This is a genomic window from Kiritimatiellia bacterium (assembly GCA_025054615.1).
Classification (GTDB): Bacteria; Verrucomicrobiota; Kiritimatiellia; order CAIVKH01; family CAIVKH01; genus JANWZO01.
On the sequence record JANWZO010000004.1, the window covers coordinates 68,581 to 81,790 of the forward strand.

10 protein-coding genes and 1 other RNA gene are annotated in these 13,210 nt (G+C 62.0%); 5 read left to right on the top strand and 6 right to left on the bottom strand.

The annotated features are described in order from the left end of the window. A complete protein-coding gene (gene dapF / locus NZ740_02915; GenBank protein ID MCS6770961.1) occupies positions 1-819 on the top strand; it encodes a diaminopimelate epimerase in 819 nt (272 codons plus the stop codon). On the opposite strand, the gene mazG is transcribed toward dapF, so the two are convergent. The 3 genes from mazG to NZ740_02930 form a co-directional block, all read right to left on the bottom strand. After that, entirely contained in the window at positions 807-1,685 is an 879-nt protein-coding gene (mazG, locus tag NZ740_02920) for a nucleoside triphosphate pyrophosphohydrolase (GenBank protein MCS6770962.1), read from the bottom strand. The genes dapF and mazG overlap by 13 nt on opposite strands. A gap of 9 nt (positions 1,686-1,694) precedes the next feature. Beyond that, complete coding sequence (locus tag NZ740_02925) at positions 1,695-2,408, bottom strand: hypothetical protein (protein MCS6770963.1); 714 nt, start codon at positions 2,406-2,408, stop codon at positions 1,695-1,697. Positions 2,409-2,479: 71 nt separating this feature from the next. Beyond that, a complete protein-coding gene (locus NZ740_02930; protein ID MCS6770964.1) occupies positions 2,480-3,979 on the bottom strand; it encodes a serine protease in 1,500 nt (499 codons plus the stop codon). Between the two features lie 112 nt (positions 3,980-4,091). On the opposite strand from NZ740_02930, the gene pheS reads away from it, so the two are divergent. The 3 genes from pheS to ssrS all read left to right on the top strand — a co-directional run bounded on the left by pheS (position 4,092) and on the right by ssrS (position 7,821). Continuing rightward, positions 4,092-5,099 (top strand): phenylalanine--tRNA ligase subunit alpha, encoded by a 1,008-nt coding sequence (pheS, locus tag NZ740_02935; protein MCS6770965.1) that lies wholly within the window; start codon positions 4,092-4,094, stop codon positions 5,097-5,099. 66 nt (positions 5,100-5,165) lie between these two features. After that, positions 5,166-7,571, top strand: coding sequence for a phenylalanine--tRNA ligase subunit beta (pheT, locus tag NZ740_02940; GenBank protein MCS6770966.1), 2,406 nt, complete (start codon positions 5,166-5,168; stop codon positions 7,569-7,571). Positions 7,572-7,633: 62 nt separating this feature from the next. After that, positions 7,634-7,821: non-coding RNA, 6S RNA (gene ssrS, locus NZ740_02945), on the top strand. Positions 7,822-7,881: 60 nt separating this feature from the next. Here the strand turns inward: ssrS and glmS are convergent. Together glmS and NZ740_02955 are read right to left on the bottom strand one after the other, a co-directional pair. Further along, the gene (gene glmS, locus NZ740_02950) at positions 7,882-9,708 is read right to left on the bottom strand and encodes a glutamine--fructose-6-phosphate transaminase (isomerizing) (GenBank protein ID MCS6770967.1); all 1,827 of its coding nucleotides are present in this window, start codon (positions 9,706-9,708) and stop codon (positions 7,882-7,884) included. Positions 9,709-9,866: 158 nt separating this feature from the next. Beyond that, positions 9,867-10,511: a prepilin-type N-terminal cleavage/methylation domain-containing protein gene (locus NZ740_02955; protein ID MCS6770968.1), complete on the bottom strand. Its 645-nt coding sequence runs from the start codon at positions 10,509-10,511 to the stop codon at positions 9,867-9,869. 92 nt (positions 10,512-10,603) lie between these two features. Here NZ740_02955 and queA point away from each other — a divergent pair, with 92 nt between their 5' ends. Continuing rightward, on the top strand, positions 10,604-11,653 hold the full coding sequence (gene queA, locus NZ740_02960; GenBank protein MCS6770969.1) for a tRNA preQ1(34) S-adenosylmethionine ribosyltransferase-isomerase QueA: 1,050 nt from the start codon (positions 10,604-10,606) through the stop codon (positions 11,651-11,653). 63 nt (positions 11,654-11,716) lie between these two features. On the opposite strand, the gene NZ740_02965 is transcribed toward queA, so the two are convergent. After that, the gene (locus NZ740_02965) at positions 11,717-13,207 is read right to left on the bottom strand and encodes an FAD-dependent oxidoreductase (protein ID MCS6770970.1); all 1,491 of its coding nucleotides are present in this window, start codon (positions 13,205-13,207) and stop codon (positions 11,717-11,719) included. Between the last annotated feature and the right edge of the window lie 3 nt (positions 13,208-13,210).

Consider the following 13,210-nt stretch of genomic DNA (forward strand, 5'->3'; position numbering starts at 1 on the left):
ATGGCCCACAAGATTCCCTTCTGGAAAATGCACGGGGCGTCAAACGACTTCATCGTCGTGGACGACCGGACCCTCGCGTTTCCCACGCATGATGCAGACTGGTTGCGCGCGATCATGGCTCGGCGGACCGGAGTAGGTTCGGAGGGAGTGCTGCTGATTCAACCATCGGAGCGGGCGGATTTCCGCATGCGATTTTTCAACCCGGACGGCGGCGAGGTCGACATGTGCGGAAACGGCGCAAGGTGCATTGCGAAACTCGCGTTTGAGCTGGGGATTGCCCCGTCGCCGATGCGCTTTGAAACCCGCGCCGGCATTGTCGGAGCGGAGATCCTCGAGGACGGCGTTCGCCTGACCATGACGTCCCCGCGCGACTGGCGGCTGGACGGGGAACTGGAAATCGACGGCCGGCGAATTCGCTATGACTTTGTCAACAGCGGCGTGCCCCACGCGGTCGTGCGGGTCGACAACCTTGCGGCTGTGGATGTGACCAACCTCGGCGCCGCGATCCGGCGTCACCCCGCCTTTGCGCCGAATGGGACCAATGCAAATTTTGTGCAGGTTCTCGGTCCCGATTCGATCGCGATTCGCACATTTGAGCGGGGCGTCGAAGCTGAAACTCTTGCCTGCGGCACGGGAATCGTCGCTTCCGGCTTGATTGTGGGGAAGCTCGGGCTGGCCCGGCCGCCCGTTCGTGTTCGCGCGGCGAGTGGCGATGTGCTCACGGTTGACTACCGCCTGACCGCGGAGGGCGCCGAGGAGGTGACCCTTGCGGGCCCGGCAGTGCACGTGTTTGAGGGCGTGTTGAGTTACCCAGGTTGAGGGGGCCGCCCCGTCGACTGGAGCTGCTCTGCCGAAGGCGCTCCGGGCTCGCGCTCGACGGTTTTCACGTCTTCCCAGATTTTGTCCAGCTCTGCGATGGGGAGGTCGGACACTTTCAACCCGCGCTCGTGAACGCGCCGCTCGAGCTCCTCAAAACGCCGAGCAAATTTTCGGATCGTCTCGTGCAGAATTTCCTCTGCGTTTTGATCGAGAAATCGGCTCACATTAACCGCGGCAAACAAGAGATCGCCGATTTCCTCCCGGATGGCCGCAGAATTACCTGAGGCGATGGCCTCGCGAATTTCAGCAAGCTCCTCGTCCAGCTTGGCGAGCGCGCCGTCGATGCGGTCCCAATCGAAGCCGACACGCGCTACGCGTTCCTGCATCAGGTGGGCCCTGCGGAGCGCGGGAAGGCTACGCGGGATGCCGGCGAGGGTCGGGCGCGGCGCGCCGCCGCGTTCCTCCTTTTTGATTTGTTCCCAGTTTTTCAGGACCTGCTCGGCGTCGCGGACGCGAACATCTCCAAAGACGTGAGGATGCCGGCGTACGAGTTTGTCGCCGATGGCTCGGGCGACGTCGTCGAACGTGAAGGCGCCCTCCTCCGAGCAGATCTGGCACTGAAACACAATCTGCAAAAGCAGGTCGCCCAGTTCGTCGCGCAGCTGCGAGCGGTCGCCTGCGTCAATTGCGTCGATGACCTCGTGCGCCTCCTCCAGAAGATGGTCTTTGAGGCTCTGTAGGGTCTGCTGGCGATCCCATGGACAGCCGCTCGGCCCGCGGAGGATCCGCATGATCTCGAGAAGACGCGCAAGAGGGGATCCGCCCGGGTCGCGATGCGGGGCAGCGGGCGCTGAGTCTTCCGACATGTTGAAGATTCAGATTTCCACCGGCGCCAGGATTTCGAGCAGCGAGGCGGGATCGGAGGCGTCCCAGGATTCGATTACGAAATCGGCACCGCTGAAATCGTGGAAGCTCGTGAACTCATCCGGCACCGCGATTGCCGGCATGCCGGCCGATAGCGCCGTTTTGCAGGCGTTCTGGCTGCTTCCTACCGCGATGCAGTTGCGGGGCGACTGGTGGATCTGCTTCGAAACTTTCAGCCAGGAATCGGCCCGTGGGAAGACCTTGTCCTCCTCGGCGAACAGGAAGAGCTTCGCGCCGCGCGCCTCCAGACCCGACGCCGCAAAGATTTCGCGAGCCAGAGCGTCCGGTAGGCCGGACAATGCGGCGAGCGCCAATCCGCGGCCGGCGGCGGCGTCCAGAAGCTTCACGAGCCCCTCCGGCAGCCGAATGGCGCCGGAAGCGACGCCCTGTTTGACGGCATCGAACATCGCGCGGCCCAGCGCGTCAGCGTCGATCTCGCCCGGCAAATTTTCGGCGAGCTGCGCCGCGGTTGCCGGGATGCATCCCGCGCAGCGCATGAATTGGGCCTGTTGAAGCTCAATCGATTGAGAGGCAAGCCACGAACTGGCGGCCTCGAACAGGGTCTTTCGGAGGGGTCGGACGGCGCCCTCCAGCTCCAGCAGAAGCGCACCGGAGACCGGGACGGGCGATTTCGTCGTACGCGAGGATTCGGCGGCAATGATCATACAAAACGGGCTCCTCTCCTTTCGTTCGGGCAAAATATGGGAATGGAAGGGCAGGCGGTCAAGTCGCGGCCTTATTGTGGCTGAGAAGGCGCCGCCGGACCCAGGAGGTCGGGCGATCTATCGGACGGAATGCGATAGGTCTGGAGAATGCGGTCTCGGCTAGCGAGGGCTCGCGCGCGGTCCAGCACGATCACAAGGCCGCTGTCGTTCGCGATCGTGACAAATTCACCGCCATCCGGCCGCTCAATAGCCGCGATGAGTTCGCGCATGGTGCGGACGCGTTGGCCGTCGACGCTGCGGACGATCCAGTTGCTCACCTGGTCATAGCCCTGGTTGATGTCGGAGGCGAGGACCTTAAGCGCGACAATCACCTGTTCACCCTCCACTTCGGGAACGTTGGCGGAGAGGATCGAGGTCAAATGGCTCGGCGCGGTATTGAACCAGTTCGGGCCCCACGCCTGCAGAAGGTTTCGCGTCAGCGGTGTAAAGACGATGCCGCCGAAAATGTAGTACGTCGGAAGTACGTCGTATTGCTCGTTGGGCACGAGGGCGTCGAACGTGAGTGAACGAGTAAGCGGAATGTTCGTCGACAGGCGCGCGCCGTCTCGCCAGAGGTCGAGGGCAACCGATTCACCAATCCGCTTTTGCTGGATGTAATACGAGAGGCTGGTCCGCTCGCGCGGGCGGAATTCAACCGTGCCGTCATCCGCGACCGGAACGCCCTCGATCGCCAGAATGACGTCGTTGGTCCGCAGGCGACCATCCGCGGGGGCGCCGGGAATGATCCGGACCACCCGCATCCCCGTCATATCGGGCGTCATCCCCATGCTGCGCTTGAGGTCGCGGTTCTCCATGCCCTGCAGGACAACGCCAAGGCTTGGAAATCCGTCGTACACGCCGTCTGCGATATCCTCAAAGAACTGCCGGATGATGGGAGCGGGAACCATGTATCCGATGTTGTCGGCCTGGCGGATCCCCTGCATTACGACGCCGACGATTTTCCCGTCTTTGATGACCGGCCCGCCACTGTTGCCAGGATTGATCGCGGCGTCGATCTGGCCGGCTAGGAAACTGTAAGAGCTGTGCACATAATTTTGGTGTTCAATGCGAGAGATGACCCCGCGCGTGATGCTGAGCGTGTCGCCACCCATTGGGAATCCATAGACAAAGACCTCGTCCTGCGCGTTCGGCAGCTCACCCAGTTCGAGCCCCTCCACGTCGCCCCAAAACGCGTCGTCATCCACGGTGAGCAGCGCGAGGTCCACTTCGTGAGCGACAGCGACCACGCGAGCGGGATAGCGGCGCGCGTCGCCGAATCGCCGCACCTGGATGAACGTTTGATTCCCCACGACGTGGGCATTGGTCAGGATGCGGCGCCCTCGAATGATCGCGCCCGAACCGGTTCCCGAACCAGTGCCGCGCATGCTCCACGGATTCCAATAGTCTGGCATATTGACCACCGTGAAGATTTTCACGATGGCGGATTTCAGATCCGTTTCCGCGCTCGCGGGCCATGGCGCGGCAAGGGTGGCCGTGAGCAGGCCGCTGATCAGACTGCGAAAAAGCAACATGAGTTATCCTCCATCTAGCTCACCGGCGAATATTCGCGCGCGTTCAAAAAAACTTTTTTTCCGGAAGTCGGACCCGCATGATGGCAGTTTTCCTGGCTGATGAAAGCTTTTCATGACCACGAGTGAGATCGAACAGTGGATCGCGGAAGCTGTTTCGGAAGTCCGCGCGGCACCAGATCTCGCAGCACTCGAGACCGTGCGCGCTCGGCACCTCGGCCGAAACGGGCGAATTCAGCAGGTCCTTCAAGCGCTTCGCGAGGCGCCGCCGGACCAAAAGCGCGAATGGGGTCGGCTCGCCAATGCTTATAAGGACACGGTGCAGGCGGCCGTCGACGAGCGCCGCGAGGCGCTCGCCGCCACCGCAGCCACGCCCGCATTTGACCCGACCCAGCCCGGGCGTTGGCATGCGGTCGGCACAAGGCACCCGGTGACGCAAATCATCGAACGCGCCGTCGACATTTTCTGCAGGCTCGGTTTTTCCGTGGCGGACGGGCCGGACATCGAGACGCCATTCCACAACTTTGACGCGCTCAACACGCCAGCCCACCACCCTTCGCGCGACCCGAAAGACACATTTTATCTGGACGACGGCCGACTGCTCCGCACGCATACCTCGCCCGTGCAGATCCGCGTCATGCAATCGCGCCCGCCGCCGATTCGAATTGTCGCTCCAGGCCGTTGCTACCGCCGGGACACTACCGACGCCACTCACAGCGCCAATTTTCACCAGATCGAGGGCCTGTATGTTGACCGAAAGGTCTCGCTCGCCGACCTAAAGGGCGATCTGACCTATTTCGCCCGCCAAATGATGGGGCCTAACGTGAAAATTCGTTTCCGCCCCCATTTCTTTCCCTTCACCGAGCCGAGCGTGGAATACGATTTTTCCTGCCATGTGTGCAACGGGTCCGGCTGCAGGGTATGCAAGAACAGCGGGTGGATCGAAATTTCCGGCGCGGGCCTGGTGCATCCGAATGTGTTCCGCGCCGTCGGCTATAATCCGGACGAGGTCTCCGGCTATGCCTTCGGCATGGGAATTGAGCGCATCGCGATGATCCTGCTCGGCATCCCCGACATCCGGATGCTTTACGAAAACGATGTGAGGTTCCTTCACCAGTTCTGACTGCGCGTTCCGAGCGACTCGTGCGAGCCGTACGGAACGCCGCCAGACACCAAAACCCCGAAGACCATGAAAGTTCCGCTGTCCTGGTTGCGAGACTATATAGAGTTTGAAGAAAGCGCTCGGGAGCTTGCTGAACGGCTGACCTTCTCGGGAACGGAGGTCGAGGCCATTGAAACCATCGGCACCTCGTTCGAAGGCCTGGTTGTCGCCGAGGTCATCGCGGTCGAAAAACATCCGAACGCGGACAAGCTCACCGTGTGCCGCGTTTTTGACGGCGCCTCCGTCCTGCAGGTCGTCTGCGGCGCTCCGAATGTGAAAACCGGAGGCCGCTATCCCTTTGCGCCGGTGGGCGTGACGCTTCCCGGCGGTTCCCAGACCATTCGTAAGGCCGTGATTCGTGGGGTCGAGTCACAGGGAATGCTGTGCGCGCCGGACGAGATCGGCATTTCGGACGATCACAGCGGACTGCTCGAGCTGCCGCCAGAACATGCGGCCGGCACACCCTTGCGCGACGTCTTCGGGCCGCCGGAGACCGTGCTGGATCTAGAAATCACCCCCAACCGGCCGGACTGCCTGAGCCTGATCGGGATTGCGCGGGAACTCGCAGCGGTCCTAGGGCGTCCGTTGAAACTGCCTCTGCCCATCGCTCCCCCCTCGCAGCGATCCGTCCGGGACGCCGCAATCGTGACCGTGGAAGACGCGGACGGTTGTGCGCGATATACCGCAAGGGTGCTGGAGTCGGTGAAGATCGGGCCCTCGCCTCTCTGGATGAAGCGTCGCTTGGAGGCGGCGGGGATACGGTCCATCAACAACGTCGTCGACATTACCAATTATGTGATGCTCGAAACGGGCCATCCGCTCCACGCATTCGACCGCGATCTGTTGCACGAGGGGCGCATCGTGGTCCGTCGCGCGCGGGATGGCGAGCGGATTCGAACGTTGGACGACATCGAGCGCGAACTCGATCCCTCAATGCTCGTCATTGCGGATGGGCGGGCTCCGGTGGCGCTTGCCGGTATCATGGGGGGCGCGGGCAGCGAGATTCGGCCCACCACACGGACAGTCCTGCTGGAAGCCGCCTGGTTCGATCCGGCGCTCATCCGGTCAACTTCGCGAAAACTCGGGCTTTCGACGGAATCGTCCTACCGCTTCGAGCGTGGGGTGGACCTTCGTACAGTGGAGTGGGCGAGCCGCCGTGCCGCCCAGTTGATGGCCGAGCTGGCCGGCGCCCGAGAGACAGGTCCCCTAATTGACACTTGTCCGGAACCGCCGGCACCACGCGAAATCCGATTCCGCACGCAGACGATCCGCGATGCACTGGGCCTGGAGCTCCGCGATGAAGAAATCGTCTCGATCCTGAACCGGCTGGAAATTCGGACTTTCGAAACATCGCCTGGCGAATACCGAGCCGTGGCCCCGAGTTTTCGCGGGGATCTCGAGCGCGAGGTTGACTTCGTGGAGGAGGTTGCCCGCATCCATGGTCTCGACCATGTGCCGGCGCCGCATCCTCGCGCCGTGTTGGACCCGCACGCGGGCCGTGATGACAGGTTCCGGACGAAATCGATTCTTCGTTCGATCCTCTGCGGTCTTGGAGCCTCCGAAATCATGAACTATAGCCTGGTGTCGGAGGCCTTGCTCGACGCGCTGGATCCCGGCAACCGCACGAACCGGGTGCCCATCCCCCGCCCGATCAGCGCCGACCAGTCCGTGCTGCGAACCTCGCTGATTCCCCAGATGGTGGAAACGCTCGGCCGAAATCGGTCGCGCCAAATTGAGGGGGCAACGCTCTTCGAAATTGGCCGAATCTTTCGTCGTACGGAGAACGGGGTGGCCTTGGAAGAAGAGCGCCTCTGTCTCGGTCTTATGGGCCCTGTCGGACGCGGCGCTCTCGATCGACGCAGGCCGGTAGAGGACGAGGAAATGTTCCTTTGGGGAAAAGGCCTCTGCGAGGCGCTTTGCCAAGCTCTCAACCAGGGCGAAGTTGAGGTGGCTGCCACGCAGGCGGCGTGGTCTGACGGACCTGCGGTTGAGATTCGAGCTGGCGGCCAAACTCTCGGTATATTAGGGCTAATCGCGCGCCGAATTCGCAGAGAATGGCGGCTGAACGATCCCATCGCTGTCGCGGAATTCAACCTCGACGCGCTGCTGTCGCGCATGGCGCTCCAGAAGACATACCGTGAGTTTTCCGCGTTCCCTTCCATCGCGCGCGACGTTGCCATGATCGTCGACCATACGGTGACGCACGCGGACATTATTCGGGAGATCCGAGCCGCCGCGCCGCCGGAGCTGGAGCGGATTGAATTGTTCGATGTGTTTACAGGGCCGGCTATCGGGGAAGGCCGGCGAAGCGTTGCGTATTCGTTGATTTATCGATCCGACCGGCGCACCTTGACGGACGACGAAGCCAACGCGTATCATTTAAAAGTGAAGGCAGCGCTGCGAGAACGCCTGAAGGCTGAAATCCGGGAATAGCTCGGAACATCGCACGAACGCTGCGAGATCTTTGAAAGCCGCCTTGCGGACGACATTTTAGATTTACCCTGCGCGGTGCGACAGGGGCCAAGCTACTCTGACCCAGTACTCATTCTGACAGGGAGTCCGGCGTCCGGCCGTGGACCTCATGTCCCCTCATGAGCGGGAACTTGGAAAGCGGTCGGCAGGGCACCCACCTCGCAAAGCGAGGCGTCAGAGCGATGCCCGCATCGGCCGCTGCGGGGTATTTTTTTTCATTTGTAAAGTGTCGGGGCGCCATGAGCAGCGGAACCGAAGCGCTCGCCCCGAGTTATTCAACCGTCACGCTCTTTGCCAGGTTGCGCGGCTTGTCGATGTCGGTCCCACGTGCCTGAGCCGCGTAATAGGCAAGCAACTGGAGAGCGACCACGTTGACCATGGGCGAAAATTCGTCCCGAACGTGGGGAACATAGAGAATGTCCTCGGCGATGCCCCGGAGCGTGTCATCGCCCTCAGTAGCGATTGCGATGATCCGTCCGTGCCGGGCTTCCACTTCTTTCACGTTGGACAGCATTTTCTCGTAGACTTCGTCCTGCGTCCGCGTGCAAATGCAAACGACTGGCATGTACTCGTTGATCAGCGCGATGGGCCCGTGCTTCATTTCACCAGCGGCGTAACCCTCCGCGTGCTGATACGAAATTTCCTTGTTTTTCAGCGCGCCCTCCAGCGCCGTCGGATAGTTGAATTTTCGCCCGAGGTACAGCGAGCTCGGGCCGCTGTGGTGCTTTTCGGCAACAGTTCGTATCTGGTCCTTGCGGGCAAGAACGCGGTGGATGGCATCCGGCACTTTCTGGAGGTCCTCGAGGAGGGCGGAGATCTGAGCGTCGCTCAACGTGTTGCGGACCTTGGCAATATAGAGCGAAAGCAGGGCAAAGGCCATCTGCTGCGCCGTATAGGCCTTCGTCGACGCCACTCCGATTTCGGGGCCTGCTTCCGTGTAAAACACTGCGTCGCTCTCACGAACCACCGAACTACCCGGAACGTTGCAAATCGAAAGCACGCGACATCCCCAGCTCCGGGCCATGCGGATGCACGCGAGAGTGTCCGCCGTCTCGCCGGATTGGGAAACCGCGATCACCAGCGTGCCGGGATCGATCTTCGGGTCGCGGTAACGAAATTCGCTGGCAAGGTCCGTTTCGACGGCCAGTCCCGTGTAATGCTCGATCAGGAGCCTCCCGTACATGCCCGCGTGATAGGCCGTGCCGCAGGCGACAATCATGATCCGGCGCAGCTTGCGGAAATAATCCGCGCTCATGCCGAATTGGCCCTCGAGGCGTCCGTGTTTCTCGAGAAGCTGGCGCAACACGCGGGGCTGCTCGTGGATTTCCTTGAGCATGAAGGTCTCGAAACCCGCCCGCTCGGCTGCCTCCGCCTGAAGCTCCACTCGGTGAATCTCCGGCCTGACCTCGGTGCCGTCGAGTTTGAAGATTCGCACGCCGTGCGGCGCAAGCACGGCAATTTCCCCGTCATTCAGATAGATGACCTGTCGGATCCGATTGAGGATGGCCGGAACGTCGCTGGCGATGAAATACTCGCCCTCCGCCAGGCCGACTATCAGCGGGCTTCCCTGACGTGCGGCGATGATCCGGTCCGGCTCATCTGCGCTCAAAATGCCCAGGGCGTAGGCGCCGCGCGCGCGGGAAAGGGACCGGCGCACCGCGGCGAGCACGTCCGGCGCCCCCCGCGAAAGTTCTCGCGCGATTAGATGTGGAATGACTTCCGTGTCGGTCTGAGATTTGAACTGGTGGCCCGATGATTCCAGCTCCTCGCGAAGTTCCTTGTAGTTTTCAATGATCCCGTTGTGTACCACGGCGATCCGTCCGCTGTCGTCGGTGTGCGGGTGAGCATTCTGCTCCGTCGGAGCGCCGTGGGTCGCCCACCGGGTATGGCCAATCCCGGGACGACCTGCCACGGGTTCAAGAACCAATTTTTCTTCGAGGGCGGTCAGGCGACCAACCGACCGGCGAACCGCCAGCCCGCCGTCGGACACGACAGCAAGTCCGGCGGAATCGTATCCGCGGTATTCGAGCCTTTTGAGGCCATCGATCAGCAACGGGACCGCGTTCTGCCGGCCGACATATCCGACGATTCCGCACATGGTGAACTCCTCATGGACGCGGTGTTTTCCGCCATACGCGGGACAACCTGCCGTCCAGCACCAGCCTGCTGCCCCTCATGACCTGCATTAAGACGAGACGCCGCGGCATCCGTCAAGATGGCCGCGGCGTCCGAGAAAGGAGCCTCGAACGCTCGTGTTTACGGACGAAGGACGACCTGGTTGGTGCCCCCGGGGAAGAAATTCCCGTTGATGTTGTCCGGCTTGAAAATCACACCACTACCGCCCTTCAGAACCGTCGGAAGACCCTTCCGCCCGAACGGCGGATTTTCGGTCATCTGCGATGCGTAGTCAAAATTCGCCGCCGTGTTGAGCGCATTGATGTTGAGATTCCGCGTGAAGAGCAGTGGGGTGACATCGACGGACGCGTCCGTGATGTCCGCGGTGATGCACCAGGCATTGTTATCCGCCGTGAACAAGGACGCGTTTGTGCCTTTCAGCGGGGTGATGCCCGGAGCGGAGAAGAAAGAGAAATCCACGCGCATGATGCCGGACGTCACGACGTTGCGCCAGTAAAGCGTGGAATTCGCGAATGCGCCCGGTCCGGAACCCGAACGCGGATATGGACTGCCCGTCTGGAGAATGGGATCCTCAATGTCCTTGGCGAAGAGCGCCTGATGAATGCTTCGCCCATTGGCGAGCGTGCCCGTCATCTTGCCGCGCGTCAGGGCATCTGTGACCGTCGGGGTCAGCACGGCGGCCAAGATGGCAATGATTGCGATAACAACCAGCAGCTCAATCAACGTAAAGCCGCGGTTTTGAACCTTCTTCATCAGCATCCTCATGATTTTGCTCCTCTCTTTCTTGCGCCATTCTCCAAATTTGATTAACGACGCAGTCATGAATCTACCCGCAGTCCCGCTTCGCCGTCAAGATTGTGAACGTCGACGATTTTGACTACAAGCTGCCCCCCGAGTTGATTGCCCAGCAGCCGCTCTCCCGGCGTGACGCATCGCGGATGATGGTCTTGGACCGACGCACCCGGCGCTGGATGCACAGCCGCTTTTCGGAGCTGCCGACCTTCCTTCGCGAGGGCGATTTGCTCGTCGTCAACAACACGCGCGTCATCCCCGCTCGACTTTTCGCGCGCAAGCCCGGCACCGGGGGGCGCGTTGAGGTCTTCCTGCTTGAGGAGAGCGAATCCGGCACCTGGAGCGCGTTGGTGCGGTCGAGAAGAAGGCCGCGCGCCGGCGACCGCCTCCTGCTGGAGGGTGGGGGCGAGGTCGAGATCATCGCGCTGCGCTCGGAGGGAATGGCTGACATCCGTTTCCATCTTCAAGTGCCTTTGGGGGAGTACCTTCAGCGATTCGGTCACACCCCGCTCCCGCCATATATACGTCGCACCGGTTCCGAATCCAGCGCCCCGAGCGAAACCGCGGATCGGGAGCGCTACCAAACGGTTTATGCGCAGGAGCCTGGATCGGTAGCCGCGCCCACGGCCGGGCTGCATTTCACCGAGGAGATGTTCCGGCGCCTCGCCGAGCGCGGCGTACGAAGGGCGGACATCACCTTGCATGTTGGCTTGGGAACATTTAGGCCCGTGAAGGCCGAACGGGTAGAAGACCACCGCATGCACGAGGAGCGCTACACCGTCTCGCCTCAGGCGGCCGATCTGATTCGACAGACCCGCGCCGCCGGCGGGCGGATTGTCGCGGTGGGCACCACGACGGTCCGCACACTCGAGACCGTCTGCGCACGGCGAGGTGAGATCGTCGCGGACTCCGGACGGACCGACCTGTTCATCTATCCGCCGTTTCGATTCAGGGCCATCGACGCTCTGCTGACCAACTTCCATCTTCCCAAATCAACCCTGCTGATGCTGGTCTCGGCCTTTGCAGGCCGGGAATTCGTGCTTGCCGCTTACGAAGAAGCGGTCCGCGAACGCTACCGCTTCTTCAGCTACGGAGACTGCATGCTGATCCTCTAAACGGTCGGCTAACGGCTCGGTCTTATGATCTATTTGCGCTCGGGGTTTGCCGGTCCCTAATGGTCAGGGCCGGAACCAGCGGAAATCCTGCTCCAGTAACTCCAGTTCCTGCTTTAATCGCACCGCGGACCAATCGAGTATCCGCGCCATCTCCGTCGCCATGCATTCAATCTCCGAATCGGGGGGCCGGCTGAAGGTTCCCAGTCCGGTGCGGCGGATCACGACGTCCGACAATCGCACGGCGAACTCGTGTTCAACGGCGCGGCGCGTTTGAGCGCGCAAATCGCCCGCCAACGGTTCCGCGCCGATCAGTGCATCCTCTTGAATCGCAGAGTTCCCCACGCCCAACATTCGCGCGATTCGCCGGGCGGCCGTCTCGCCCACGCTGAGGCCGGTTGTGTACTTGACGCCCTTGATATGGAACAGGCCGCGAAGCGCATCGGCCTGGATTTCCGAATGCTTGTCGGGCTCGGGCGAGCCGCCCGCGGTGGAGGCGGGCTGCACGCCGATATGCAGCAGAGTAATGTCCGCCGCCTCGAGTCCGGCGCCGGGCAGGACCGCGTTGATTTCTCGTATAAAGGCCTCAATCGAACCTGGCGAAGGCCGATAGTCGGCGGGGTCCCCCGAATATGGCTCATACACAGTGCCCACCATTGTTCCCTCCCGCCACGGCACAAAAAATAGGTTTCGCCTTCCGCGCTGAATCAGCGCGTCGGGATCTAGATGTTCCTGTCGGCTCTCCAGCCCCACGCCGATGCTCCCAAACCACCGCTTGCGCACAACCAGATTCCAGGCTCCAACGAGGGGATGCTCCCTCCCCCGTCGACCGCACCACGTCTTCCACCAAGGACCCGCCGCGTTGAGAACGGCACGAGCGCCGATGGCGAATTCCGCGTCGGCGATTTCATCGCGCGCAAGGACCCCCGAAACGGCGCCTCCCGATTCGAGGATTCGCACAGCCCGTACATAATTGGCGACGGCCGCGCCGCGCCAGCTGGCCGACAGCGCAAACGCCAGCGTCAGGCGCTCAATGTCATGAGCGAGCGCATCGTACCAGAGCGCAGCTCCATCGTAGGATGCGGCGGGAAGCAGTGGCCACAATTCGGCCGCTTCCCGCCGCGAGAGAATTCGGCCGCACGGTAACTGATGGGTCTTGTTGACGCCGTAGTTCCGATCGAACGAAACCAAATCATTGACCCACAACGCAGCGCGCAAGGCCATCCGGCTACGGACGCCCCAGCCCCGCGTCGGAATGGCAAACGCCTGCGGACGAAGCAGCGCAGGCGCCAGTTGGAGAAACCGGCGGCGTGCCAGGATCGACTCTCGCATTCGTTTGAAGTTGCCGTGCTGCAAATAGCGGAGGCCGCCGTGTATGACTTTGAGACTGTTGGCCGAGGTGGCGGCACCAAAGTCTCCAGCATCGATGAGAGCTGTCTTCAGACCCAGGCGTGCGGCCGTCCATGCTGCGCTCGCCCCGTGAATACCGGCGCCGACGACCAAAAGGTCGAACGACTCGGTTTCGAGCCGTCGGAGAGCATCGTCGCGAGCGCCCACGCC

Bases quoted from the DNA above. Each gene is read 5' to 3' on its own strand.
- dapF (MCS6770961.1), top strand. From the start codon at position 1: ATGGCCCACAAGATTCCCTTCTGGAAAATGCACGGGGCGTCAAACGAC.
- mazG (MCS6770962.1), bottom strand. From the start codon at position 1,685: ATGTCGGAAGACTCAGCGCCCGCTGCCCCGCATCGCGACCCGGGCGGA.
- NZ740_02925 (MCS6770963.1), bottom strand. From the start codon at position 2,408: ATGATCATTGCCGCCGAATCCTCGCGTACGACGAAATCGCCCGTCCCG.
- NZ740_02930 (MCS6770964.1), bottom strand. From the start codon at position 3,979: ATGTTGCTTTTTCGCAGTCTGATCAGCGGCCTGCTCACGGCCACCCTT.
- pheS (MCS6770965.1), top strand. From the start codon at position 4,092: ATGACCACGAGTGAGATCGAACAGTGGATCGCGGAAGCTGTTTCGGAA.
- pheT (MCS6770966.1), top strand. From the start codon at position 5,166: ATGAAAGTTCCGCTGTCCTGGTTGCGAGACTATATAGAGTTTGAAGAA.
- glmS (MCS6770967.1), bottom strand. From the start codon at position 9,708: ATGTGCGGAATCGTCGGATATGTCGGCCGGCAGAACGCGGTCCCGTTG.
- NZ740_02955 (MCS6770968.1), bottom strand. From the start codon at position 10,511: ATGAGGATGCTGATGAAGAAGGTTCAAAACCGCGGCTTTACGTTGATT.